The organism is Sphingobium sp. FW306-1B-F04DB, assembly GCF_058781925.1.
Map to the genome: position 1 here is coordinate 59,153 of NZ_JBYSXE010000005.1, position 24,400 is coordinate 83,552.

Annotated in this window: 29 protein-coding genes and 1 tRNA gene; 19 read left to right on the forward strand and 11 right to left on the reverse strand. The window is 66.6% G+C overall.

Annotation, left to right across the window (positions count from 1 at the left end):
• Positions 1–18: 18 nt before the first annotated feature.
• The 3 genes from rho to hemE all read right to left on the reverse strand — a co-directional run bounded on the left by rho (position 19) and on the right by hemE (position 2,930).
• Positions 19–1,275 carry a transcription termination factor Rho gene (gene rho / locus AC3WJD_RS04610; RefSeq protein ID WP_492744959.1) on the reverse strand — a complete coding sequence of 419 codons (1,257 nt, stop codon included), beginning with the start codon at positions 1,273–1,275 and terminating at the stop codon, positions 19–21.
• 171 nt (positions 1,276–1,446) lie between these two features.
• Positions 1,447–1,890, reverse strand: a complete 444-nt coding sequence (locus AC3WJD_RS04615) for a CopD family protein (protein WP_492744960.1) — start codon at positions 1,888–1,890, stop codon at positions 1,447–1,449.
• A complete protein-coding gene (gene hemE / locus AC3WJD_RS04620) occupies positions 1,890–2,930 on the reverse strand; it encodes a uroporphyrinogen decarboxylase (RefSeq protein ID WP_492745084.1) in 1,041 nt (346 codons plus the stop codon). Before hemE ends, AC3WJD_RS04615 begins: the two co-directional genes overlap by 1 nt.
• Before the next feature lie 299 nt (positions 2,931–3,229).
• On the opposite strand from hemE, the gene AC3WJD_RS04625 reads away from it, so the two are divergent.
• From AC3WJD_RS04625 to AC3WJD_RS04675, 11 genes are all read left to right on the forward strand, one after another.
• Positions 3,230–4,054: a pyruvate, water dikinase regulatory protein gene (locus tag AC3WJD_RS04625; protein WP_492744962.1), complete on the forward strand. Its 825-nt coding sequence runs from the start codon at positions 3,230–3,232 to the stop codon at positions 4,052–4,054.
• Positions 4,055–4,064: 10 nt separating this feature from the next.
• Positions 4,065–4,661, forward strand: coding sequence for a Maf family protein (locus AC3WJD_RS04630; RefSeq protein WP_492744964.1), 597 nt, complete (start codon positions 4,065–4,067; stop codon positions 4,659–4,661).
• Complete coding sequence (locus AC3WJD_RS04635; protein WP_492744966.1) at positions 4,658–5,470, forward strand: shikimate dehydrogenase family protein; 813 nt, start codon at positions 4,658–4,660, stop codon at positions 5,468–5,470. The genes AC3WJD_RS04630 and AC3WJD_RS04635 overlap by 4 nt, the downstream gene beginning before the upstream one ends.
• The gene (coaE, locus tag AC3WJD_RS04640) at positions 5,467–6,060 is read left to right on the forward strand and encodes a dephospho-CoA kinase (protein ID WP_492744968.1); all 594 of its coding nucleotides are present in this window, start codon (positions 5,467–5,469) and stop codon (positions 6,058–6,060) included. Before AC3WJD_RS04635 ends, coaE begins: the two co-directional genes overlap by 4 nt.
• Before the next feature lie 11 nt (positions 6,061–6,071).
• Positions 6,072–6,773, forward strand: a complete 702-nt coding sequence (gene dnaQ / locus AC3WJD_RS04645) for a DNA polymerase III subunit epsilon (protein WP_492744970.1) — start codon at positions 6,072–6,074, stop codon at positions 6,771–6,773.
• Between the two features lie 53 nt (positions 6,774–6,826).
• Positions 6,827–7,420, forward strand: a complete 594-nt coding sequence (gene hpf / locus AC3WJD_RS04650) for a ribosome hibernation-promoting factor, HPF/YfiA family (protein WP_492744972.1) — start codon at positions 6,827–6,829, stop codon at positions 7,418–7,420.
• Positions 7,421–7,499: 79 nt separating this feature from the next.
• Entirely contained in the window at positions 7,500–7,967 is a 468-nt protein-coding gene (gene ptsN / locus AC3WJD_RS04655; RefSeq protein ID WP_492744973.1) for a PTS IIA-like nitrogen regulatory protein PtsN, read from the forward strand.
• On the forward strand, positions 7,957–8,442 hold the full coding sequence (locus AC3WJD_RS04660; RefSeq protein WP_492745086.1) for a PaaI family thioesterase: 486 nt from the start codon (positions 7,957–7,959) through the stop codon (positions 8,440–8,442). Before ptsN ends, AC3WJD_RS04660 begins: the two co-directional genes overlap by 11 nt.
• Complete coding sequence (locus AC3WJD_RS04665) at positions 8,439–8,771, forward strand: DUF1491 family protein (RefSeq protein WP_492744975.1); 333 nt, start codon at positions 8,439–8,441, stop codon at positions 8,769–8,771. The genes AC3WJD_RS04660 and AC3WJD_RS04665 overlap by 4 nt, the downstream gene beginning before the upstream one ends.
• 171 nt (positions 8,772–8,942) lie before the next feature.
• Positions 8,943–9,581, forward strand: coding sequence for a cell wall hydrolase (locus AC3WJD_RS04670; RefSeq protein ID WP_492744977.1), 639 nt, complete (start codon positions 8,943–8,945; stop codon positions 9,579–9,581).
• A gap of 84 nt (positions 9,582–9,665) precedes the next feature.
• Positions 9,666–10,145, forward strand: coding sequence for an MmcB family DNA repair protein (locus tag AC3WJD_RS04675; protein WP_492744978.1), 480 nt, complete (start codon positions 9,666–9,668; stop codon positions 10,143–10,145).
• Between the two features lie 14 nt (positions 10,146–10,159).
• Here the strand turns inward: AC3WJD_RS04675 and AC3WJD_RS04680 are convergent, their stop codons facing one another.
• On the reverse strand, positions 10,160–10,771 hold the full coding sequence (locus AC3WJD_RS04680; RefSeq protein ID WP_492744980.1) for an ankyrin repeat domain-containing protein: 612 nt from the start codon (positions 10,769–10,771) through the stop codon (positions 10,160–10,162).
• A 45-nt stretch (positions 10,772–10,816) separates the two neighbouring features.
• On the opposite strand from AC3WJD_RS04680, the gene AC3WJD_RS04685 reads away from it, so the two are divergent.
• The 3 genes from AC3WJD_RS04685 to AC3WJD_RS04695 are packed head-to-tail and all read left to right on the forward strand — an operon-like array spanning position 10,817 to position 12,568.
• Positions 10,817–11,437: an SCO family protein gene (locus AC3WJD_RS04685; RefSeq protein ID WP_492744981.1), complete on the forward strand. Its 621-nt coding sequence runs from the start codon at positions 10,817–10,819 to the stop codon at positions 11,435–11,437.
• Positions 11,425–11,868, forward strand: a complete 444-nt coding sequence (locus AC3WJD_RS04690) for a YcgN family cysteine cluster protein (protein WP_492744983.1) — start codon at positions 11,425–11,427, stop codon at positions 11,866–11,868. Before AC3WJD_RS04685 ends, AC3WJD_RS04690 begins: the two co-directional genes overlap by 13 nt.
• On the forward strand, positions 11,849–12,568 hold the full coding sequence (locus tag AC3WJD_RS04695) for a M48 family metallopeptidase (RefSeq protein WP_492744985.1): 720 nt from the start codon (positions 11,849–11,851) through the stop codon (positions 12,566–12,568). The genes AC3WJD_RS04690 and AC3WJD_RS04695 overlap by 20 nt, the downstream gene beginning before the upstream one ends.
• On the opposite strand, the gene AC3WJD_RS04700 is transcribed toward AC3WJD_RS04695, so the two are convergent.
• The 5 genes from AC3WJD_RS04700 to AC3WJD_RS04720 are packed head-to-tail and all read right to left on the reverse strand — an operon-like array spanning position 12,541 to position 18,010.
• Entirely contained in the window at positions 12,541–14,679 is a 2,139-nt protein-coding gene (locus AC3WJD_RS04700; RefSeq protein ID WP_492744987.1) for a transglycosylase domain-containing protein, read from the reverse strand. The two genes, AC3WJD_RS04695 and AC3WJD_RS04700, sit on opposite strands and share 28 nt — an antisense overlap.
• A gap of 57 nt (positions 14,680–14,736) precedes the next feature.
• The gene (gene msrB, locus AC3WJD_RS04705) at positions 14,737–15,141 is read right to left on the reverse strand and encodes a peptide-methionine (R)-S-oxide reductase MsrB (protein ID WP_492744989.1); all 405 of its coding nucleotides are present in this window, start codon (positions 15,139–15,141) and stop codon (positions 14,737–14,739) included.
• A 39-nt stretch (positions 15,142–15,180) separates the two neighbouring features.
• The gene (locus AC3WJD_RS04710) at positions 15,181–16,272 is read right to left on the reverse strand and encodes an NAD(P)/FAD-dependent oxidoreductase (protein WP_492744991.1); all 1,092 of its coding nucleotides are present in this window, start codon (positions 16,270–16,272) and stop codon (positions 15,181–15,183) included.
• Positions 16,251–16,949 (reverse strand): methyltransferase domain-containing protein, encoded by a 699-nt coding sequence (locus AC3WJD_RS04715; protein WP_492744993.1) that lies wholly within the window; start codon positions 16,947–16,949, stop codon positions 16,251–16,253. The genes AC3WJD_RS04710 and AC3WJD_RS04715 overlap by 22 nt, the downstream gene beginning before the upstream one ends.
• Positions 16,946–18,010: a type III polyketide synthase gene (locus AC3WJD_RS04720; protein ID WP_492744995.1), complete on the reverse strand. Its 1,065-nt coding sequence runs from the start codon at positions 18,008–18,010 to the stop codon at positions 16,946–16,948. Before AC3WJD_RS04720 ends, AC3WJD_RS04715 begins: the two co-directional genes overlap by 4 nt.
• Before the next feature lie 101 nt (positions 18,011–18,111).
• Between AC3WJD_RS04720 and AC3WJD_RS04725 the strand changes: the two genes are divergently transcribed.
• From AC3WJD_RS04725 to AC3WJD_RS04740, 4 genes are all read left to right on the forward strand, one after another.
• Positions 18,112–18,633, forward strand: a complete 522-nt coding sequence (locus tag AC3WJD_RS04725; protein WP_492744997.1) for a DUF4402 domain-containing protein — start codon at positions 18,112–18,114, stop codon at positions 18,631–18,633.
• 117 nt (positions 18,634–18,750) lie between these two features.
• Entirely contained in the window at positions 18,751–19,248 is a 498-nt protein-coding gene (locus AC3WJD_RS04730; RefSeq protein ID WP_492744998.1) for a DUF4402 domain-containing protein, read from the forward strand.
• Between the two features lie 201 nt (positions 19,249–19,449).
• Entirely contained in the window at positions 19,450–20,280 is an 831-nt protein-coding gene (locus AC3WJD_RS04735; protein ID WP_492744999.1) for a fimbrial biogenesis chaperone, read from the forward strand.
• Positions 20,281–20,334: 54 nt separating this feature from the next.
• Positions 20,335–22,992 carry an MSCRAMM family protein gene (locus AC3WJD_RS04740; RefSeq protein WP_492745000.1) on the forward strand — a complete coding sequence of 886 codons (2,658 nt, stop codon included), beginning with the start codon at positions 20,335–20,337 and terminating at the stop codon, positions 22,990–22,992.
• A gap of 45 nt (positions 22,993–23,037) precedes the next feature.
• Here the strand turns inward: AC3WJD_RS04740 and AC3WJD_RS04745 are convergent.
• Positions 23,038–23,124: transfer RNA gene (locus tag AC3WJD_RS04745), tRNA-Leu, on the reverse strand.
• A 174-nt stretch (positions 23,125–23,298) separates the two neighbouring features.
• On the opposite strand from AC3WJD_RS04745, the gene AC3WJD_RS04750 reads away from it, so the two are divergent.
• Positions 23,299–23,499: a hypothetical protein gene (locus AC3WJD_RS04750; RefSeq protein ID WP_492745002.1), complete on the forward strand. Its 201-nt coding sequence runs from the start codon at positions 23,299–23,301 to the stop codon at positions 23,497–23,499.
• A 3-nt stretch (positions 23,500–23,502) separates the two neighbouring features.
• Here AC3WJD_RS04750 and AC3WJD_RS04755 read toward each other — a convergent pair whose 3' ends face one another.
• Positions 23,503–24,249 (reverse strand): MJ0042-type zinc finger domain-containing protein, encoded by a 747-nt coding sequence (locus tag AC3WJD_RS04755; protein ID WP_492745003.1) that lies wholly within the window; start codon positions 24,247–24,249, stop codon positions 23,503–23,505.
• Positions 24,250–24,400: the final 151 nt, after the last annotated feature.

The following is a 24,400-nucleotide window of genomic DNA, read 5'->3' on the forward strand; positions in this document are numbered from 1 at the left end:
CCGAACGCCCCTGCCCGCTTACTGGTTCATCGATTCGAAGAAATCCTCGTTTGTCTTCGAGTCCTTCATCTTGTCGAGCAGGAATTCCATCGCGTCGACGGTGCCCATCTGCATGAGGATGCGGCGCAGCACCCACATCTTGGACAGCTTGCTCTTCTCGACGAGCAGCTCTTCCTTGCGCGTGCCCGACTTGCCCACGTCGAGCGCGGGGAAGACGCGCTTGTCGGCGACCTTGCGGTCGAGCACGATTTCCGAGTTACCCGTGCCCTTGAATTCCTCGAAGATGACCTCGTCCATGCGGCTGCCCGTGTCGATCAGCGCGGTGGCGATGATCGAGAGCGAGCCACCCTCCTCGATGTTGCGCGCGGCGCCGAAGAAGCGCTTGGGACGCTGGAGCGCATTGGCGTCGACGCCGCCCGTCAGCACCTTGCCCGAGCTGGGCACCACGGTGTTGTAGGCGCGACCGAGGCGCGTGATCGAGTCGAGCAGGATGACGACGTCCTTCTTGTGCTCGACAAGGCGCTTGGCCTTTTCGATCACCATCTCGGCGACCTGGACGTGGCGCGAGGCGGGCTCGTCAAAGGTCGAGGAGATCACCTCGCCCTTCACCGAGCGCTGCATGTCGGTGACTTCCTCGGGGCGCTCGTCGATGAGCAGCACGATCAGGAAGACCTCGGGATGATTGTCCGTGATCGCCTTGGCGATGTTCTGGAGCAACACGGTCTTGCCGACGCGTGGCGGCGCGACGATCAGCGCGCGCTGGCCCTTGCCCTGCGGCGCGACGATGTCGATGACGCGGGCCGACTTGTCCTTGACCGTCGGGTCGAGCGTGTCGAGCGTCAGCTTCTGCTCCGGATAGAGCGGAGTCAAATTGTCGAAATTGACGCGGTGGCGGACCGCCTCGGGATCGTCGAAATTGACCGAGACGAGCTTGGTCAGCGCGAAATAGCGCTCGCCGTCCTTGGGACCGCGGATCTCGCCCTCGACCGTGTCGCCGGTGCGGAGACCGAATTTGCGGACCTGGTTGGGCGAGACATAGATGTCGTCGGGGCCGGCGAGGTAATTGGCCTCGGGGCTGCGCAGGAAGCCGAAGCCGTCCTGGAGCACCTCGATCGTGCCCATGCCCATGATCTGGGTACCGTTTTCCGCTTCCACCTTGAGGATCGCGAACAGCAGGTCCTGCTTGCGCAGAGTCGACGCGCCCTCGACGCCCAGCTCTTCGGCCATTTCGACCAATTCGGCAGGCGATTTTTTCTTGAGTTCTTTCAGATGCATATGGGATTCCGGATGGAGTCTTGACGTTGGTGGGCGGTCCGTAACGGCGGGAAGCGATACTGGATGCAGGCTCTTGCGCGGACGGCAAAAGGTGGATGCACAGGCGTTAAGCGGCGCTCCGGCCCAAGTCAACTGGGTCGTTTACGCAGATTCGCCACGTAAATGACCGTGCTAGAAGGGCCGCACCACCGCAAGGATCACGACGAGCGCCGCGACGATTCCGGGAATCTCGTTCGCAATCCGCAGCGCCTTGTTCGAAAGCGTGCGTTCGCCGCGTGCGAGCTTCTTCGAATAGCCGACCATCCAGCCATGATAGCCGCTGAAGGCGAAGACGATCGCCAGCTTGGCGTGGAACCACCCCTGTGAGAAGGCACCCGTATTGACCGCGAGGACCAGCCCGAGCAGCCAGACGATGCCGATCGTCGGCGTCAGGATGATATTGCGCAGCCGCGTCTCGCGCTCGATCCACGCCTTGTCCTCGGCCGATCCGGGCGCGGTCTGCTGATGATAGATGAAGAAGCGCGGCAGCATGAACATGCCCGCCATCCAGAAGATGACGAAGATGATGTGCGCCGCCTTCACCCAGAGCCAGGCGGCCCCCAGAAATCCTTCCATCAGGCGCCCCCACGGACCAGGGCCAGCAATTGCTCGACATGCGCGATCGGCGTGTCAGGCAGGATTCCGTGGCCCAGATTGAAGATATGGGGACGATCCCCGAAGCTGCCAAGGATCCGGGCGACCGCGTCCTCAAGCGCGGCGCCCCCGGCGATCAGCGCCAACGGATCGAGATTCCCCTGAACCGGCATGTTCTCAGGCAGATAGGCCGCAGCCCAGGCTGGATCAACCGTCTCGTCGAGCCCGATCGCATCGACGCCCGTCTCGCGCGCATAGGCGATGAGCTTGCCGCCCGCGCCCTTCGGAAAGCCGATCACGGGCGTGTCGGGATGGCGCGCCTTGACCGCTTCGACGATACGGATCGTCGGCGCGATCACCCAGCGCTCGAACTGTGCGGGTGAAAGGCTGCCCGACCAGCTGTCGAAAAGCTGGACCGCATCGACGCCGGCCTCGATCTGTCCCGAAAGATAGTCAACCGTCGAATCGATGATTGCGTCAATGATTGCCTGGAAGGCCGCGGGATCACGATAGGCATAGCGGCGCGTCTCGCCCTGCTCGCGGCTGCCCTGCCCTGCCACCATATAGGTGGCGACGGTCCAAGGGCTGCCCACAAAGCCCAGAAAGGTGGTTGACGTGGGCAGGCCGGCACGGACCCGGCGGACGGTCTCGTAGACGGGCGCCAGGCGTTCGGGTGTTGCCGACAACCCCGCAAGCGCATGATCGACGAGCGGTGGCGAGAGTCGCGGCCCCTCGCCCGCCTCAAAGCGCAGATCCTGGCCCAGCGCGTGCGGAATCACGAGTATGTCCGAGAACAGGATCGCGCCGTCGAAGCCGAAACGGTGAATTGGCTGCAGCGTGATCTCGGCCGCCGCTTCGCTGTCGTTGACGAGTTCGAGGAATCCGCCCTTCTCTGCCCTTAGTGCGCGATATTCAGGGAGATAGCGGCCGGCCTGGCGCATGAGCCAGACGGGCGGCACGGGCTGACGCTCGCCACGGAGTACTGCGAGGAGCGGGCGGAATTCGGGAGTCGGATCGGACAGGGCAGGTCCCCTCTACCTTCCAAGAGTCCTTCGAAGAAGGATTGTGGTAGTTGATGGTCGGTCGGAAAGCGGGGCTTATCCTTGGCTGTCGGATTTGCCAACAGCTTGACTCTCAAACCCCCGCGGACTCGCCGGGATTCGATTCCGTCATCCCCGTTATCCACAGCCCGGGTGCGTGGCGCGGGTGACTGGGGAAAGGCTGTGGACGGAATCCGGGGCAACGGGGAGGAATCGGTCATTCGCATCGAGACGACGGCTTTTGCTGGAAAATTCCCGCACTTATCCACAAAGATGTGCGCATGACGCGGCTGCACCTCCACCTCCTGTCCGATTCCACGGGCGAAACGCTCGAGAACATCGCGAAAGCGGCGCTCGCGCAATATGACGGCGTCGAGACGATAAAGCATTTCTGGCCGATGGTGCGATCCGAAGGACATCTCGACCGCATTCTGATCGACATCGCACAGAATCCCGGATTGGTGCTGTTCACGCTCGTCAACCACGAGATCCGTCGCAAGCTCGAGACACGCTGCCGCGCGCTCGGGCTGCCGATGGTGGCCGCACTTGATCCCGTCACCGACGCGCTCTCGAACCTGCTCGGACAGGAGGCCAAGGCGCGTCCCGGGCGGCAGCATACGCTTGACGCCGCCTATTTCGCGCGCGTCGACGCGATCCAGTTCACCATTGCGCACGACGACGGCGTCAATCCCGACAACTGGGAGGAGGCCGATATCGTGCTCGCGGGCGTTTCGCGCTGTTCCAAGACGCCGACATCGATCTATCTCGCCAATCGCGGCTATAAGACCGCCAATGTTCCCATCGTCGTCGAATCGCCGCCCCCGCCACAGCTTTACGAATTGCGGCATCCGCTCGTCGTCGGCCTCACCACCAGCGCCGATCGGCTGATCCAGGTCCGCCGCAACCGGCTGCTCTCGCTCAACCAGGCGCCCGAGACCGATTATGTCGATCAGGAGGCGGTGACGCGCGAGGTCGCCTTTGCGCGGCGGATATTCGCCGACAATGGCTGGCCGGTGATCGACGTGACGCGTCGTTCGATCGAGGAAACCGCGGCCGCGATCATCAACCTCGTCAATGAACGCAATGCGGGGACACCCGTGATATGAGCCCGATTAGATGAGCCTCGTCCTTGCTTCGCAGAGCAGCACGCGCCGCGCGATGCTCGAGGCTGCGGGGCTCGCGTTCGACGCCATGACGCCGGGGGTGGACGAGGAAACGGCGAAGGAGAGCCTGCGTGCGCAGGGAATCTCCGCGCGCGATCTTGCCGATGCGCTCGCCGAACTGAAGGCACTCCGCCTGTCGCAGCGAATCCCCGGTGCACTCGTGCTCGGCTCCGACCAGACGCTCGCGCTCGACGACGGCATCATGCTCGACAAGGCCGCTGACCGCGCCACCGCCGCCGATCAGCTCCGTCAGCTTTCGGGCCGCACGCACAGCCTGTTCAGCGCTGCAGTGATCGCCGAGAATGGCCGCGCGATTTGGCGTCATGTCGATCGCGCGAAGCTCTCGGTGCGTCCGCTGTCCGAGGCCTTTATCGAGGAGTATCTCGATGCCGAATTTGATGCGATCGCGGGCTCGGTGGGGTGCTATCGCGTCGAGGGGCGCGGCGCGCAGCTCTTTTCGCGGATAGAGGGCAGCCATTTCACGATCCTCGGGCTGCCGCTATTGCCGCTGCTCGACTATCTGAGGACGCGAGGACTGCTGACGTCATGACCCTGCCCTATGCCGAGGTGATCGGCGATCCGATCGCGCAATCCAAGTCGCCGCTGATCCACGGATTCTGGCTGGAAAAGCTCGACCTTGCCGGGGAATATCACAAGACGCACGTGACAAGGGAGGGTCTCGCGGCATTCTTCGACAGCCGCCGCAACGATGCGCGCTGGCGCGGCTGCAATGTCACAGCGCCCCACAAGCAGGCGGTGCTCGACTTCGTCGTCGATCGCGGCGGCGTCGGCGACAGCATCGGTGCGATGAACACGATCATACGAGAACCCGACGGCACGCTGATCGGCACCAACACCGATGCTGCGGGCTTTTTCGGGCCCATCGCGGATCTCGATCTGGTCGACAGGAAGGTCGTGGTGGTTGGCGCGGGGGGCGCGGCGCGCGCGGTGCTGTTCGCGCTGTCGCGCTGCGCGGTGGGCGAGGTCACGATCATGAATCGTAGCGCGCTGCCTGCAGCGGCGCTGCTCGCGAAATTCGGGCTGAAGGGCAAGGTCGTCGGACTCGATGCGCCGCTGCCCGCGGCTGCTCTGATCGTCAATGCGAGCACGCTCGGCATGGTCGGATCGCCGCCCTTTGCGCCCGACCTTTCGGGGCAGCGCGACGATTGCATTGTCTATGATATCGTCTATTCGCCGCTCATCACGCCCTTGATCGCCGCGGCCGAAGCACGCGGGCTCGAAACGATCGACGGGCTCGAGATGCTCGTCGGCCAGGCCGCGGTCGCCTTCGAGCTGTTCTTCGATGCCGAACCGCCGCGTCAGCACGATGACGAGCTTCGCGAGCTGCTGCTCAGATGATGGTGATCGGGCTCACAGGATCGATCGGCATGGGCAAGTCCGCGGTGGCGAAGATGTTCGCGGCTGAGCACGTCCCGGTTTTCGACGCCGACGCCGCGGTCCACAGGCTGCAGGGGCCGGGCGGCCGGTTGCTCGGGCCGATCGAGGCGCTGTTTCCCGGAAGCACCGGGCCGGGCGGCATCGACCGCGCGGCGATCGGCAAGGCGGTGTTCGGCAATCCGCGCGCGCTCGCCGCGCTCGAGAAGATCGTTCACCCTGCGGTCGCCGACGAACGACGCGAATTCCTGCGACGCAACCGGTCGCGGCCGCTGGTCGTGCTCGACATTCCGCTGCTCTTCGAAAAGGGCGGCGCGGCGCAGGTCGACCTGATCGTCGTCGCCTCGGCACCTTGCTGGATGCAGCGCCGTCGCGTGCTGGCCCGGCCGGGGATGACCGCCGAGAAGTTCCGACGCATCGTTCGACTGCAGACCCCCGACCATGTCAAGCGGCGGCGCGCCGACGTCATCATCGACACTGGGGTGCGTAAGCACGAGACGCGGATGCAGATTCGGCATCTGGTCACTTGCCTCCGCGCACAACTGCGCCGATAGTGGTTCCTGAAATGCGCGAGATTGTTTTCGACACTGAAACGACCGGATTGAGCGCCCAGAACGGGGACAGGCTGGTCGAGATCGGGTGCGTCGAGCTGATCAACCGGGTCGAAACAGGCCGTGTCTTCCACGCCTATTTCAACCCCGAACGCAGCATGCCGAGCGAGGCGCAGGCGGTGCATGGCCTTTCGGACGCTTTCCTCTCGGACAAGCCGCTCTTCGCCGACAAGGTCGAGGAGCTGCTCGAATTCCTCGGAGAGGATCCGCTCGTCGCGCATAATGCCCAGTTCGACTTTTCCTTCCTCAATCATGAGCTTGGCCAATGCGGCCGACCAATCGTGGCGTCCACGCGGATGACCGACACGCTGGCGATCGCGCGTACCAGGCATCCCGGTGCCAAGCACAGCCTCGATGCCCTGTGTACGCGCTACGGCATCGATCGCAGTCACCGCGTGCTCCACGGCGCGCTGCTTGATGCGCAGCTGCTGGCGCAGCTCTATGTCGAGCTGACTGGCGGGCGCCAGATCGGCTTGATGCTCGCCGGGCACGAGGAAATCACGATCAAGGTCGAGTCGCGGACCAGTGTTGCGGTCACGCGAGTCGCCCGCCCCGCGCGGCCCCACGCCGCCAGTGAAGAGGAGCTTCGACGACACACCGAATTCGTCAGTCGGCTCACCGATCCGCTCTGGTCCGAAGGGCTGGCCGCCGGTTGACGCCAGGGGTGCCGCATCCCAGATGCGGAGCGTACAGCAATGGAGAAATAACCATGGATATCCGTGTTTCCGGGCATCAGGTCGACACCGGCGATGCGCTCAAGGCGCATGTTTCGGAACGTCTGAACGCGATCGCGGACAAGTATTTCTCGCGCGCTCTTTCGGCCCAGGTCACCTTTGGCAAGGGACCGCACGACTATGGTTTCCGCTGCGATATCGTCGCGCATGTCATGCAGGGCGTGATCCTCAAGGGCTCGGCGACGGGGCAGGAGGCGCACCCCGCCTTTGATGGTGCCGCCGACCGGATCGAAACCCAGCTTCGCCGGCACAAGCGCCGCCTGAAGGATCGAGCGATCGCACAACAGGCCGCAGCCTATGCCGAGCTTCAGGCGCTCAACGGCGATGCGGGCTATACCGTGTTCACCGCGCTCGAAGGGGAGGAGGATGTCGAGGAAAATGCGCTGATCATTGCGGAAACGCGCGTCGACGTTCCCGATGCCAGCGTTTCGGACGCGGTGATGATGCTCGATCTCAGGAACACCAATGCGCTGCTGTTCAAAAACAGTGGCACGGGCGCGTATAATATGGTCTATCGCCGCGACGATGGCACCATCGGCTGGGTAGAGCCGCAACGCGCTGCTTCCTGAGATGGTTCGAGCGGGGCCGTAACAGACGTATTTTCAAGGGGGTCAGCGGCGGACCGTTTTCCGCCGGTACGGGTATTTTATGAGCGATTTCAGTGATATCCTTACGCCCGACGCGATCGTCGCCGGGCTGCCGGTCACGGCCAAGAAGGCACTTTTCCAGCAACTCGCCACGATCGCCGAGCGCGAAACCGGACTCGAGTCGCGGCTCGTGATCGAGCGGCTCGGCGAGCGGGAACGGCTCGGTTCGACGGGATTCGGCGGCGGCGTGGCGATTCCGCACGGCAAGATCGAGGGGCTTGAGCGCGTCGTCGGCGTCTTTGCGCGGCTTGCCGAGCCGATCGACTTCCAGGCGATCGACGACATGCCCGTCGATATCGTCTTCATGCTGCTCTCGCCCACCGATGCGGGCGCCGAGCATCTGAAGGCGCTGGCGCGCGTCAGCCGGGCGCTCAGGGACCGCCCCTTCCTTGCCAAGCTGCGCGGTGCGGGCTCGCAGGACGCGCTTTATGCGCTGCTTGCCGACGCCGAAGCCCGTGATGCCGCCTGACCCGGTCGGGGCTACCCCGCCCTCGGGCGAGAAGGCCCATTTCCGCGCGCTTGAATCGCTCTATGGCAGCGCGCCGATCAACCGGCTGTTCGCCTCGTCGCTCGAAATTCCCGAGGCGGGGCTTGCGCGCATCCGCTTCGAGGTGGGCGGGCAATATTATCATGCAGCGGGCGCGGTCCACGGCACCGCCTATTTCAAGATGCTCGACGATGCGGCCTTCTATGCCGCAAACAGCCTCGTTACCGACTCCTTCCTGCTGACCACCGCCTTCAACCTGCTCTTCACGCGGCCGATCAAGACTGGACCGATCACCGCCGAGGGGCGCTGGATCAGCGGCAAGCGCCGCGTTTATGTCGCCGACGCGCGGCTGATCGATGCCGAGGGCGAAGAGGTGGCGCGCGGCACGGGCACCTTCATGCGCTCGCGGATCCCGCTTGCGTCGCTTCCCGGCTATGCGGGGACGCCGCCCGGGTGACCGCGCGGCTTTCAAGCGAAATGATGGTATCGGCATTGATCCGCCGCGTCGAAGGCGCGGGCGGCCACGCGATGGTACTCGCGCGCGGCGACCGCGGCGGCGGTGCTGTCGTCATCGCCTGCGCCGAAAAGGGACGTGTCGGGCAACTGCTCGAACGCACGCTCGACCTCGACGGCAATTATGTCTGGACGGCTTGCGGCCCGAATGTGCCGGAGGATCCCCAGCAAATTCAGGACTATCTGGAGCGCCGGCGCGATCGCGACCCGGATCTGTGGATCGTTGAACTGGATATCGCGCAGGCTGAACGGTTCGCCGCTGAAACGATTTAGCAAGGTTGACACTGTTGCGTTGCGATAACAAATGCCATGCAGCACCAACGCGTCAGGCCGTTTCCAAAAGGAAAAGGGGGAATACGGCAGCGCAGTCGGGGGGCGATCAGGGGTGCCGGAGTAGTTGGCATTCTGCGTTTCGATCAGCCAACCGCAATCTGATCTGGTTTGATGAGTCCTGTGTTACGCGCCGCATCGCTTGCGGCTGTGGCTTTTTGCGTTTTCGCTGCGGCTGTCGAGGCCGCGCCTTCCTTCGCTTCGGCGGCGGATGCTTCCTTGCCGACGCCCTCGGAGACCACGCTCTCCGATCCCGCCATCATCAGCGCGCCGTCAACGGCGCAGGTTCCGGTCTCTGCGGACGTCTCCGCGCCCGAGGCCGTCGAGCCCACCCGCAAATTCGCTTCGCTGCGCGAAGCCGTCGACGCCGAGGACACCGAAGCTGCGCTGAACCGCGAGGAGGAATGCCTCGCCGGCGCGATCTATTTCGAGGCCAAGAGCGAATCGCTCGAGGGTCAGCACGCCGTGGCCGAGGTCGTCATCAACCGCTCCGAATCGGGCCGGTTCCCCGGCACGATCTGCGGCGTCGTCTATCAGCGGAGCCAGTTCTCCTTCGTTCGCGGCGGGCGCATGCCCGCGATCAACCGCAACAGCACCGACTGGCAGGAAGCCGTCGCGGTTGCGCGTGTCGCGATGGACGACAGCTGGGAGAGCCCCGCGCAGGACGCGCTCTTCTTCCATGCCACGCGTGTTTCGCCGCGGTGGAAGCTCAAGCGCGTCGCGACGATCGGCAACCACGTCTTCTACCGCTGATCGCAATCCGCGAGCGGATGAAGGGGCGCGGCACCCGGTGCGGCGCCCCTTTTCATTTGTTCCTTTTTCGTTCTATAGCGGGGCATGGATCGTCCGCTCCCAGTCCCGACGGTTACCGCCGCCGAAGTATGCCGCGGGGTCGCACGGCTGTTCATCCAGCACGACATGGTCGCGCTTTCCGAGGTGCCGCTGGGCAATGGCCGTCGCGCCGATATCATGGCGCTCGACGCAGCGGGGCGCGTGACGATCGTCGAGGTCAAGATCGCGCGCAGCGACCTGCTCGGCGACATGAAATGGCCCGACTATCTTGAGTATTGCGACCGCTTCTTCTGGGCGGTTCCGCCCGGATTCGACACGTCGCCGCTCGACACCGAATTCTTCCAGCCCGAGCGGACGGGCGTGATTGTCGCCGATCGCTACGCGGGCGCGATATTGCGCGAGGCGCGCTCGACGGCGTTGCCCGGCGCGCGTCGCAAGGCCGAGACGCTGCGCTTCGCGCGCCGCGCGGCCGCCCGGTTGCTGGGCACGCTCGACCCCGATCTGGTGATCCCCGAAGGCGGGTGAGCAGCGAGCGCCCCTTAATTGGGGCCCATCACCTGCGCGGGCTTGGTCTTGCCCTGGTCCTCGATCAGCTTGAGCACCGTCGCCGCGCGCGGGTCGCGCTTGGCATAGTCGCGCGCCGACATGCCCGCGAGCGTATCGGTGCGGTCTGGGTTGGCGCCCGCGGAAAGCAGCAGGCGGGTCATCCGGAGGTCGCGGTTCTGGACGGCGCGGATCAGCGGCGTTTCGCCCTGGGCATTGGCCAGATCGACGCGTGCCTTCCGTGTCACCAGCAGCTGCGCGCCTTCGACAAAGCCGATCTGCGCCGCGATCATCAGCGGCGTGTTGCCGTTATTGTCGCTGACATCGAGCTTGGCGCCCTTGCTCAGCATCAGCGCCATCCAGCCGAGGTCGCGCCGCTGCGTGACGATGTGCATCGCGGTTTCGCCGGTTGCGCGATCCTTGACGTCGACGATCCGCGAACCGGGCTCGCTCAGAAATTCATTGGCCTTGGACGCGTTCGAATCGCGCACCGCCTTCAGGAAATTATAGCTGTCCGAAAATTGCGCATGCGCGATCCCCGGCAGCATCAGCGCGGCTGCGATCGCGGGAAAAAGCACGCGGAAGGCGGAGCGTTTCGGAAAAGGCATCGTGGATTCGTCCCTGTTGGCTTGCACTCGCGCGCATAGCAAAGCATGGCTGGCCCCGCCATGAACGAAATTCTTCGCCCCCTCGCGCTCTCCCTTGCCCCGTTGATGCTGCTTGCGGCGTGCGGTTCGCAGCCTTCGGCCGACCTTCCCGCGAATGCGCCGCTCGCCGGCGCCAGTATCGGGGGGCCCTTCACGCTCACCGATCAGGACGGCAAGACCGTCAAGGACAGCGATTTTGCGGGGAAATACCGCATCATGTACTTCGGCTATGCCTATTGCCCCGATGTCTGTCCGGTCGATGTTCAGAATCTGATGCTGGGCCTCAAGGCGTTCGAAAAACAGGATCCGCAGGCGGGCGCGAAGGTGCAGCCGATCTTCGTCAGCGTCGATCCCGATCGCGACACGCCCGCAGTGCTCAAGCAGTTCGTCGGCAATTTTCATCCGCGGCTGGTCGGGCTCACGGGCAGTCCGCAGGCGATCGCGGCGGTCGCCAAGGAATATGCGGTCTATTACCGAAAGGCGGGCGATGCGAAATCGAGTGACTATCTTGTCGATCATAGCCGCCAGGCCTATCTGATGGGCCCTGACGGCAAGCCGATGGCGCTCGTGCCGCAGGATGGAAAGCCGCAGGAGATCGCGGCCGTGCTCGCACAATGGGTCAGGTGAACAAGCCTTTCTGGGAAACCAAGTCGCTCGACGCAATGAGCCGCACAGAGTGGGAAAGCCTGTGCGACGGTTGCGGCAAATGCTGCGTCCACAAGCTCGAGGATGAGGAAACGGGCGAGCTGCATCCGACCAATGTCGCGTGCAAGCTGCTCGACCGGCACAGCGGGCTCTGTACCAACTACAAGCATCGCCGCGCCTTCGTCCCCGAATGCGTGCGGCTGACCCCAGCGCGGCTGCGTGAGATCGACTGGCTGCCCGAGACCTGTGCCTATCGCCTGCTCGACGAGGGCAGGCCGCTGCCCGAATGGCATCCGCTCGTCTCGGGCGACCCCGAGAGCGTGCACAGGGCAGGGATCTCGGTGCGCGGCTGGACCGTCTCCGAAAACGATGCAGGTGAGCTGGAGCTCCATATTGTCGACCGGCCGCTCTGATCTGAGCTTCGGGCCGGAGGGGCGCGAACGCCCGCTCGTCATTCGTCGCAGCCGTCAGGCCCGCCGCATGCGGTTGAGCGTCGATCCGCGCAACGGCGCGGTCACGCTGTCGCTGCCGTGGCACGCCAGCCTCGCGTCGGCGCTCGAATGGGCACGCGGCCAGCGTGGCTGGGTCGAGTCCGCGCTCGCCGACATCCCACAGGCGCGCCCGATCGTGCCTGGCGCTACCTTGCCCTTTGAGGGGGAGGAGCTGCTCGTCGACTGGGACGAAGCGCGTCCGCGCGCGGTGCGACGCGAACCCGACCGGCTGGTCCTGGGCGGACCGCGTGACGCCGTTGCGTCACGGTTGCTCGGCTGGGCGCGGCGCCAGGCGCTGGCGACGCTCGAGCGCGAGACGCGCGAGATCGCCGCCACCGCAGGCGTCACCGTCGGCCGCGTCGGCGTCGGCGATCCGCGCGCGCGCTGGGGCAGCTGCGCGGCCAATGGCGATATCCGCTACAGCTGGCGGCTGATCATGGCGCCCGTCTTCGTGCGCCGCTCCACCGTGGCGCACGAGGTCGCGCACCGCGTCCATATGGACCACAGCCCCGCCTTTCATGCGCTCGCGGCAAAGCTCTACGGCGGCGATCCCGATGTGGCGCGCGCCTGGCTGCGCGCCCATGGCTCGGCGCTTCACTGGGTGGGGCGCGACGATTCCTGAGGGCGTGCCGGCGGCTGGGTCCGCTGGCCCTGCGGCGGTGTGGCTGGTTGGCGGACGCCGTCCTGCGGGCGCGGCGTGGGCTGACGCTGCGGCCGCTGCTCGCGATTGAGGACATCATCGAGCCATTGCTGGTCCAGCCTGGGCGGTGCGGTGACGTCCTCGCCCTGCGGCTCGGAACCGAACTCGTCGGGGGCGATGGCGCCTTCGGGGGGCGTGACCGGGTTGCCGTTCTCGTCGACAAACATGCCCGGGTCAGGCTCGCCATAATAGGCTTCCTCGTCGGGCTCGAGCTGCCATTCGGGCAGCGTGACCTCGGTCTCGAAATTCTCGACGGGGCGCTTGGCGGTCGCCACCTTCATGAAGCTCGCAAAAGCGCGCGCGGGCGCCGATCCCCCCTGGAGCGAGCCTACCGACCTCGCGTCGTCGCGGCCCATCCACACGCCCGTGGTCAGCCCGCTCGAAAAGCCGAGGAACCAGCCGTCCTTGTTCGAACTCGTCGTGCCCGTCTTGCCCGCAACCGGCCGGCCGATCTGCGCGGCCCTGCCCGTCCCCGCGCTGACCGCGGTCTGGAGCAGGTCGGTCATCTGCGCCGCGACCGAAGGCGCGACGAGCACGCGCGATTCGTCGGTCTCGTGCTGATAGAGCAGCTCGCCATTCTCGGTCGTCACCTTGGTGATGCCATAGGGCATCACCGCCACGCCCTTGCGCGCGACCGCCGCATAGGCGCGCGTCATGTCGATCAGGCGGACGTCGCTGGTGCCGAGCACAATCGAGGGATGCGCGGTCAGCGGGCTGGTGATGCCGAAGCGACGAGCCATGTCCGCCACTGACGAGAAACCGACTTCCTGCCCGAGCTTCGCCGCTACGGTGTTGATCGAATAGGTGAACGCGGTCCGGACCGTCATTTCGCCCGAAAAGCGGCGCGAACTGTTGCGCGGGCTCCAGCCCGCGATCGTGATCGGTTCGTCGACCACCGTGTCGTTGGGCGTATGCCCCGCCTCGAGCGCGGCGAGATAGACGAACAGCTTGAACGCCGAACCCGGCTGGCGCTGAGCCTGTGTCGCGCGGTTGTAGATCGACGAGACATAGTCCTTGCCGCCCACCATCGCACGCACCGCGCCGTCGCGGTCGAGCGAAACGAGCGCGCCCTGCAGGTTGGCCGGTGTGTTGGCGCGGATCGCGGCGTCGGCGGCGCGCTGCATGTTGGGGTCGAGCGTGGTCCAGACGTCGATCGGGCGCTCGCTCTCGTCGATCAGCGTCTCGAGCTGGGGGAGCGCCCAGTCGGTGAAATAGCGCACGCTGTTCTGGCGTGGTTCGGGCGCGAGCTTGATCTCCTCGGGGTGCGCCGCGGCAGCCTCGGCGGCGGTAATCGCGCCCGCGTCGCGCATCACCTCGAGCACCACGCCCGCGCGGCCGATCGCAGCCTCGGCGTCGGCAGTGGGCGAATAGCGCGAGGGCGCCTTGACCAGTCCCGCGATCACCGCCGCCTCGGCGAGCGAGAGCGATCGCGCGTCATGACCGAAGAACTTCCGGCTGGCGGCGTCGATGCCATAGGCGCCACCGCCGAAATAGACCTTGTTGAGATAGAGTTCGAGGATCTGGTCCTTGGTGAATTTGCGCTCCATCGCGAGCGCGAGGATCCATTCGCGGAACTTGCGGCCGAATTCCTTGGAATTGTTCAGGAAGATATTGCGCGCGAGCTGCTGCGTGATTGTCGAGCCGCCCTGCGCCCAGTGACCGCGCTGGAGGCGTACCCAGAGCGAGCGCGAAATGCCGATCGGATCGACGCCGGGATGCATGCGGAAGCGGCGGTCCTCGACCGCGACCATCGCGCCGACCATTGTCGGGGGGATGTCCTCATAGTCGATCCACTCGCCATAGCTTGGCCCCAGCGATACGAGGATCGTGCCGTCGGCGGCACGCACCTGGATCATCTGGCCGTTGGGATCGCGCCTGAGCTCGCCAAAGCTCGGAATGCTCGACATCGCGATCGCGACCGCGACGACAAGCGCGATCAGCCCGGCGATTCCTGCGAAAAAGCCGACCTTCACGATCCCGAACAGGACTCGCTTGGCGGAGCGCGGTGATTTCTTGGAGGATGCAGCGGCCATTGGTCGGCGATGATGTACGATCAATCGCGGCGCATGCCAAGCGGGACTTGGACGGGTTTAGTCGGCGTCGACGCGCGCGTCGAAATCCAGCGCCGCGCTGTTCATGCAATAGCGCATGCCGCTCGGCCCCGGCCCGTCGGGAAAGACATGGCCCAAGTGCCCGTCGCAGCGCGCGCAGCGGACCTCGACGCGGCGCATGCCGTGGCTGGTGTCGGCGTGCTCGGTCACCGCATCCACGGTGGCGGGCGCGATGAAGCTTGGCCAGCCCGATCCCGAATCATATTTTTCGTCCGAACGGAACAGCTCGGCGCCGCATGCCGCGCAGCGATAGAGGCCGGGCGCCTTGTTGTCGTTGTAGATACCAGTAAAGGCGCGCTCGGTCCCTGCCTCGCGCAGCACATGATATTGTTCGGGGGTCAGGCGCTTGCGCCATTCCTCTTCGGATAGATCAAGCCGGTCCATGCCGGAAATCTGGGCATGTGTCGCGATTCGGTCAATGACCTAGGGCGCGATCCGGATGAGTTGCGCGATTGCTGCGCCGAGCGTCGGAAAGGCGCCAAGCAGCTGGGGCGCGAGCCGTCGTCCGCGCTGCGTCGCCGCCGCAGCCGCAAGCATGCGCGCGGCGGTCACCGGCATGCGCGTGCGCCGCGCGAGTTCGGCCTGAAAGGCGATCGCCGCTCCGCCGCCACCCGAAAGCCGATGCCGTGCCGCCATGACGCCGCTCGCCAGTGCGATCGCGATCCCTTCACCCGCGAGCGAGGGGATGACCGCGGCCTGGTCGCCCAGCCGGAATAGTCCGGCAGTGCCGGACCTCGCGCGCCAGCCATAGGGTACCGCACCGATTGCCTCGATCGCGGCGTGGGGCTGCGCCAGCGCCAGCCGCTCGCCGAGATAGGGCGATTCCGCACCGAGCGCGAAAAGGAGCGCGTGCGGATCGCCGCCGGCTGCGCTGAGCCGCGATTTCCGGATCGCCATACAGAGATTGGCCGAGCCATCTTCCTGGAGCAGCAGCCCGGCATAGCCGCCGTCGAACAGGTGGAGCTCGATCGCCGATCCCACCATTGCCGCGAGCGCCGGAGACGCGTCGATGCGCATCCGCAGGCCCAGCGCCGGGTCGTCCTCGCCGCGCGGCCGCGCCAGTCCGCGGCAATCATGCTTGCCCGTCGCGAGGAACAGGCAATCGGCGGTTACCGCCGCGCCATCGCTCAGCTCGGCATGCCCCGCGCCCGCCCGCATGATTGCGATTCCGCGCTCGATCCGCGCGCCCCGCGCCTCGGCCAGTGCCAGCAGCATCGTGTCGAGCCGGCGGCGTGAAACGCCGATCGCGGGTGCGGGCAGCCGCGCCTCCGCCTGCGCTTCTCCCGCGAGAAGACGGAGGCGATCGATCGGGTGTCCGCGCAACGCCGTCGATGGCAGCCCGACCGCGTCGAGCATTTCGAGCGTCCGCCAACTCAGGAAACCGCCGCACAGCGCGTCGCCAGTCTCAACGTTGCGCTCGATCAGCAGCGGCCGCTCGCCCCCGCGCGCGAGCGTAATCGCGGCCGCCGCGCCCGCCGGCCCGCCGCCGAGGATCAGTGTATCTGCTCTACGCATAGCCGGAAGGGGAACGCGCGAAACACCCGCGCCGTGCCGGGCGCAATTCCCGCCTCGCTCAGAATGGGCGGCCATTCGTGCGGCCGATAGGACCGCGCGATCGACAGCGTGCCGTCATGCCGTACGATCGGGTGCCAGCGCATCAGCGTCGCCAATAGGGGGAAACCGAATGCTGACAGCCGATGGCGGTGCAGGTCGTTGACCAGCCAGCCAGTTCGCGCCTCGCGCGTCATGAAGCGCAGAAAAGCGACGAGCTGCGCATCCGTCATGTGGTGTGCGACGAGGCTTGATATGACGAAGTCGAAGCCCTCGCCCGTCAGGTCGGCATAGTCGCCGGTGCGCCAGTCGATGGTCATTTCGGCGGGCGTCGCAAGCGCTGCGGCGGGGGCGCTGCCCGGATTGAGGTCGATCCCTACCAGCTCCGCCGTGATCCCGCGCCGCGCGGCCCAGCGCGCGATCGTGCGCAGCATGTCGCCATCGCCAAAGCCGACATCGAGCAGGCGGAAATGCCGGCGCGTTCCGATCGCGCGCTTGAGAAAGGCGAGCGTCGGGCGGCGGGCGAGCGTGAAGCTGTTCGCCTTCGCCAGGTCGCGCAGCACCGCGGCATAGATGACGGGGTCGAGGTCCGGCGCGTCCATCAGCTCATCTTCGATGGTGCGCGTGGCAAGGTTTCTCATGGCAGGGGGCCGAAGCGAAAGCCCTCGGCGGCAAGACCGGGGCCGAAGGCGAGCGCGATGCCGGGGCCGGTGACGCCGGCATCGAGCATGCGGGCGAGCACGAACATCAACGTCGCCGACGACATGTTGCCGCAGGCGCGCAGCACCGCGCGCGATTCGGCCAGGCTGTGCGGCGCGAGCCCGAGCCCGTGTTCGACCGCGTCGAGGATCGAGCGTCCGCCCGCGTGCACCGCCCAATGGATGATCGCCTCCAGCCCCGCGCCGTCGACCAGCGCTGCGCGCATCCCGGGCTGGGCAAGCGCCGCACTCAATCGGCCCGGAACCTCGCCCGACAGGTGCATCGCGAATCCCTGATCGCCGATGGTCCAGCGGATAAGCGCGCTCGAATCGGGCAGCGTCGCGGCAAAGCCGTCGCCCAGCGCAATGCCCCGCGGTTCGGCGCTGACCAGTGCCGCGGCAGCACCGTCGCCGAACTGGAGCATGGCGAGCAGGGGCTCGATCCGGTCCTCGGCGGCAAGGTGCAGCGTCGAGAGCTCGACGGTGACGACGAGCACGCGCGCCCCCGGAGACGAACGGACGATATGGCGCGCGCTTCTGATCGCGGTGACTGCGGCATAGCAGCCCATGAATCCGATCAGCAGCCGCTCGACCGATGGCGCAAGCCCGATCTGCGTCGCGATGATCTGGTCGACTCCCGGCGCAACGAAGCCCGTGCAGCTCGCCACGACGATGTGCGTGATGTCGGCCGGGTCGAAGTCGAGGCGGGCGACCGCCTCGAGTGCGAGCGCGGGCGCCGCTTCGGCATAGAGCGCCATCCGTGCGGAGGTCGGCGGCAGCGCGCCGTTCTCGTAAAAGCCGCCCGGCCCCACGGGCGAGCGCGCGTGCACCGACCAGCGATGTGCGATGTCCGATCGCTCGACCATCCGGCGGAACAGCTTGCGCTCACGTGCCGGCAGACGCGGTTCGGCCCACTCGACAAAGGGCTGGTGGATATCGCGCGCTGGCGTCGCGGTCGCGATCGCATTGATGCAGGCGACGGGGTGGACGGCATCGATCGACAAGCGGATCGTTCTCCTGACCGCGTGCCCTCAGGCGGGCGCCGCATTCCCCCGTATGACGTAGTTAACAATATGTTGAACGGTCATGTTCTACACGCGTCTTTATGAAGCATTGCTGGACATATGCCAGCCCCTTGATCGGGCTGGCTTTCCTGGTCGCTGTGCCCGCCGCGCGCGGGCAGTGCCAGCTTTGTGTGCCCGCGGAAGACGCGGCCGCCGCCCGGCCGACGCGGCCGCTCACCATCGATGTCGAGACGGGTATCGATTTCAGCCGTGTCGCGGTTGCTTGGACCGCGGGGGGCGTGGTGGAGGTCGATGCGGCCAGCGGTCGGCGACGCGTGATCGGCGGGCTCGTCGATCTCGGCGGGCTCGGGCTTACCGGCGCGGTGCGGCTGACGGGCGAGCCGGGCCGGCAGGTCCGCATCAGCATGCCCGCAGGCGTCACGCTCGTTGCGCCCGACGGTGACACCGCCGAGCTCGACGACATCGTGACCGATCTGCCGCCTTCGCCGCGGCTGGGTCCCGATGGTCAACTGCGCTTCGCTTTCGGTGGCCGGCTCGTCGTGCGCGGCAGCGCCACGGGCAACTTCCGCGGCCGCATCGCGATCGTCGCCGACTATGAATAGGGCGTCCGCTAAGCGTCTGTTAACCATGCTCGCAAGAACTTCGTGAACCTTGATCGTCTAGCGCTGAATGCGAGCCGTGGGGATTTGGCTCGAAAAGCTCGTTAGGGGACCAGATAGATGAAGATTCAGCTCGTAAAGGCCGCGCTGTGCGGCTCGATGCTTCTTGCCACCGGCGTCGGTGCGACCGGCGCGCACGCCGCCACCGCCAATGCCGACGCCAAGGCACGCGTCATCACCCAGGTCAGCGTCTCGAAGGTCGCAGGCCAGGATCTCGATTTCGGCGCGATCGTGCCGGGCGCTTCGAACTCGACCGTCGTGGTCGCGGCGGGCGGCGGGCGCACCTGCGGCGCGGCGCTGACCTGCACGGGCGCGTCGAGCGCGGCGGGCTTCACGATTACGGGCGCGATCGGCGAGACCGTGTCGATCTCGGCCAACCCGAACGTCACGCTGACCGCCGGCTCGAACAGCATGGCCGCGACGCTGACGCCCAGCATCACCTCGCTGGTGCTCAGCGCTTCCAATGCCTTCACCGTCGGCGGCACGCTCAACGTGCTCGCGAACCAGGCGGCGGGCAGCTATTCGGGGCAGTTTACCGTCACGGTCAACTACCAGTAAGCGCCGCGGCCGAACGATTACGGGAGGCACCCGCGCAGCGCGGGGGTGCCTTTGGGGGGAAGGGCCCGTTGGCATGCGCCAACGGGCCCTTTTCCTTGCGCCATGGCGGCACGATTAGGAAAGTATAAACCATGTTCTGACATTCGGGCGCTTGGGGATGCCGGTGCTGGGGAGCGCCGGTGACACGACCGGAGACCAGACATGTTCACGGCTTCACGCCGCCCGCCGCGCCCTGTCGCGACGCTGCTTGCCCTTGGCCTGTTGTTTGGGCAGGCGCCCGCGCTCCACGCCGCGGGTGACCTTCTTGTTGCGCCGACGCGGGTCGTCCTCGATGGACCACGCGGGACCGAGGTGATCCTCAACAATATCGGCGCAGAGCCAGCGACCTATCGCATCTCGCTCGAGCTCCGCCGGATGAAGGCCGACGGCTCGCTCGAGGACGTCGCACCCGAGGGCGCCAATGCCGCCGAATCTGCGGCGCTTGCGATGATCTCCTATGCGCCGCGGCGCATCACGCTGCCGCCCAACCAGCCCCAGGCGATCCGCATCGGCGTCCGCGCGCCAGAGGGGCTCCCCGATGGCGAGTATCGCGCGCACATGCTGTTCCGCGCGGTGCCCGATGCCGTGCCCGCCACCGAAGCCGCGAGGGCCGATAGCGGGCTCGCGATCGCGATCACGCCGATCTACGGCGTCACCATTCCTATCATCGTAAGGCGCGGCGCACTGAGCGCGACCGCGGCGCTGTCCGACGCGCGGCTCGCCATTGTCGGGGGCCGCCCCTCGCTGGCGTTCACGCTGACGCGTATGGGCAGCCGCTCGGTCTATGGCGAGATCCGCGTGCTCAAGCCGGGCGTCGACAAGCCCGTGATCGTGGCGCGCGGTGTTGCGGTCTATCCCGAAATCACGACACGTACCGTCACGCTGCCCGTGCCCGAGGGCGCCGATCTGCGCGGGCCCGCGACAATCCAGTATCTTGAAAACGCCGAGGCGGGCGGGCGGATGATCGCCGAGGCGAAGGTGGAGCTGCGATAGCGGTCATCGAGCGCGCGTTGCGTCGTGATGCGTTCGCATCCATTCCGACAGGTCATGCGATGGGCTGCCTGGTGCGCCGCTGCGCTGGTCGCGCTGCCGGCCCCGATGCTCCACGCGCAAGCCGCCTGGATGCCCAATGACGACGATGCGCTGCTGCTCGACCTTCGTCTCGGCCGGCTGAGCCTTGGCGACGGGATCCGCGGCTATCAGACCCCCGATGGCGTGTGCGTCGACATGGCCGACGTCATCCTCGCGCTCGATCTGCCGATCCGTGTCGACAAGCGCATGGCACGCGCCGAGGGCTGGGCCTTTGACGAACGCCGCCAGATCCTGATCGATCGCGCGCGCCATGCCGTGCAGGTCGGCACGGTCAGCGCGAAACTCGGCCATACCGAGATTCGCGACGTACCCCAGGGCTGGTGCGTCGAGGCGGCATCGCTGTCGCGTTGGCTCGGCGTCGAGCTCAAGCCCGATCTGGCCAATGCGCTGTTGCTCGTGAAGTCCAATGCCAGACTCCCCGTCGAACTCGCCGCCGAGCGTCGTGCGCGCGCCGCCGCGATCCCTCCACGCCGGGGCTTCGATCTCAAGACGCTGCCGCGCGCCGATGCTCCATTCCGGATCTGGCGGACGCCGTCGGTCGATGTCGTCGCGACCATCGCCGCGGTCGATGACAAGCGCACGGGCAGCCGTGTCGATGCGAGCTACGAGATCTATGCCGCGGGCGAGATCGGCCGGGCCTCGTTCGACGCGCGCCTCGCCACGGACCGCGACGCGGTGCCCGAAAGCCTCAGGCTGAGGGCTTATCGCACCGATCCCGATGCCGGGCTGCTCGGTCCGCTTCATGCAACGCACGCCGCGCTGGGTGACGTCGCGGGGCTGTCGACCGCGCTGGTTGCGCAAAGCGTTGCGGGGCGGGGCGCGATCGTCACCAATCGCCCGATCGACCGGCCCGACGCCTTCGACAGTACCGACTTCCACGGCGAGCTGCCCCAGGGCTGGGACGCCGAACTCTATCGCAACGGCCAGCTCCTCGCCTTCGCCAATGATCGCGCGGATGGCCGCTATGCCTTTCTCGACGTGCCGCTGCTCTACGGCCAGAACCGCTTCGAGATCGTGCTTTATGGGCCCCAGGGTCAGGTCCGGCGCGAGGAAAGGCTGGTCGCGGTCGGGGTGGACAGCATCCCGCCGCGCCAGACCTGGTACTGGGCGGGAATTAACCAGGCCAATACCGACCTGATCCGCCTCACCGACTATCGCGACCCGCGCAATCGCGGCTGGCGCGGCAGTTTCGGTATCGAACGCGGAATCGACGCGCTCACCTCTGTGTCGGCGCAAGTCCACAGTCTGGTGCGCGACGACACGCGCCGCGACTATGTCGAGGGCTTTCTGCGCCGCGCGATCGGCCCAGCTCTGGTTGAGCTTTCGGGCGCCTATGAAAGCGCGGGCGGCTACGCACTGCGCGCGCAGATGCTCGGTCAGCTGGGCAAGACCTATATCACCGCCGAATCGATCTTCGCGCGCGATTTCGTCTCAGACCGGATCGACCCCGGGGTCACCGGTGATCACCGGATCGCGCTCGATCACAGTTTCGCTGTCGGCGGCACAATTCTTCCGGTGCATGTCGAGGCGCGCTACCTGGCACGGCAGCGTGGCGCGGACTCGCTCGAAATGGCGGCGCGTGTGTCGGCCAATGCGGAGGGTGTCGTACTCACCGGCCAGCTCGATTATCGGGCTGACAAGGCGTCGATCGGCCCCGATCCACCCGACCGGATCCAGGCATCGCTGCTCGCCAATGCGCGGCTCGGGCGCGCCCGTCTTCGCGGCGAGACGCGCTTTCGGCTGTCCGCGGGATCCGGTCTCGAAAGCGCGACGCTGGTGTCCGAATGGGCGGCGGGGGAGCGCGCAGACTGGCGCGCGGAGCTCGGCTATGACCGTGGTTATGATCGTGCGCGGCTGGGCTTCGGCTACAGCCGCCGCTTCGATCGCTTTGCGCTGACCGCCTCGGTCGAGGTCGCGAGCGACGGCTCGGTCGCCGCCGGGCTCAACCTCGCCTTTGCCTTCGGCCCCGATCCGCGCGGCCGTGGCGTGCGGATCAGCGCGACCAAGCTCGCGAGCCAGGGGCAGGTGGTCGCGCGCGTCTGGCGCGACGCCAACAATGACGGCGTGCGCCAGCCCGGCGAACGCTTCGAACGCGACGTTCAGCTTGCCGCAGGCCAGATCGCGGTCGAATCGCTCAGCGATTCGCAGGGCCGCACCGTGATCGACGGGTTAACCCCCTTTCGCCCCGTCCTGATCGGTGTCGATGCCGGCTCGCTCGCCGATCCGCTCGTCCAGCCCGCGACGCCCGGCGTCGTGGTCACCCCGCGCCCGGGAATCGCGATCAGCGTCGAGCTGCCGCTCGCCAGCGCGGGCGAGGTGCAGGGCACGCTGGTCCGCGCCGGCGGTGGCGCGCTCGAAGGTATCGACCTCGAGCTGGTTGACGCCGGGGGACGCGTGCTGCGTGTCACGCGCAGCGAATTTGACGGTTATTTCCTGTTCGAAGGCGTGCCCTATGGCCGATATGCCATCCGCATCGCACAGGTATCGGCCGACGCGGCGCGGTTGCGCGCGGCGCTGGGGCTCAACGTCGTGGTGGGTGAGGCGCGACCGAGCGTGACGCTGGGTACGATCGCGATCGAATCGGCGACGCAGCGGATTGCGGTGATGCGATAGCGAAGTCGTCTGGGACGACTTCGTTTTCTCGGTTCTTCACGAAGATGGTGCGGTCGAGAAGACTCGAACTTCCACGGGCTTTCGCCCACAACGACCTCAACGTTGCGCGTCTACCAGTTCCGCCACGACCGCACTGAATCTTGTCCGCCGGAGAGACCGGCGGCTGGTAAGGCGCGTGCCTCTAGCAAAGCCGGACGGGCTTGGGAAGCCCCAAGCGCCCGAAAGTGGAAAAGCCGTCCCGATTCAGGTCCGATTGGGGGTTTTTCGCGGGTTTCGACGATGGTCCGGCGCGTCTAATCAGGGGCAATGATCCTGCCGCTGCTGCCCCTGCTCGCGGCCGCCGCGCATGCGCCGCCGCCCGCGATGCGCGCTCCGGCGCGCGCGACCGCACGCGTCGAGGCGCGAATCCTTGAGGCGGCAAGGGTCGATTGGCGCGACGCGCGGCCCAGGCGGCGGCCGCGCGGCGGGCCTCCGGCGCCCGCGCGCCACCTGATCGAATTCGAATGAGGCTCAGTTCAGCCCCGCGCCCGAAAAGCTCAGATTGAGCTCCTTGGCGCTCTTGGGCACATCCATCTCGGCGCTGTCGAACTCGGCGGCTCCCTGCGGCGGCAGCTTGCGCACGGGCGGGATGATCCGCCAGCCATAGACGACGCGCCCCGACGAATCGCGCAGCTCGGCGAGGATGTCGGGCACCTGCTGGGTCTCGTCGGTAGGATTGATGATCTTGCCCGAGACCGTGAACAGCTCGTTGCCGCTCGGCTGGGTATAGCGCTCGGGCTTGCGCGCGATGTCGATCTTGAGCGGCACATCGACCTGCGCCGCGTTGAGCCCGAGCCATGCCGCGAGCCCGGGGGTACCGAAATACTGGATCGCGCCCAGTGCCGCGACCATCACCAGTGCAGCGCCGGCAGCCGCGATCGTCCACCGTCGCGCGGGATTGCGGCGCGGGCGGAAGGGGGGCGCGTGCGCATAGGGATCATAGCCCGGATCGGATGCGTCTACCGCGGGCGTTTCCTCAACGGGCGCGACGGGCGCCGCCATCGGCACGGGTTCGGGCGGGGCCGGAGGCGGCGGTGGCGGGGCGATCACAGGCGCTTGCGCCGCGGGTGCCGGACCGGTTGCCTGGAGCTCGAGCATCGGCGCGGCCTCGAACCAGCTGTGCTTGCATGACGCGCAGCGCACCGTGCGTCCCGCAGCACCGATCGCCGTGTCGGGGACCAGGTAACGCGTCCGGCATTCGGGGCAAGTCAGGATCATCTGGTCTCGAGAAGTCCGTAATATGCGCTGTTTCTGCTGGTCCAGTGTAAACACGCTGGCGAATCAACTTGCAAGCATGTTGGCGCGTGTCCCGCGTTTTAACGCAAATAACGCGCTTTACGTGGCGCGCGGCTCTGTGCGATGGCGAGGT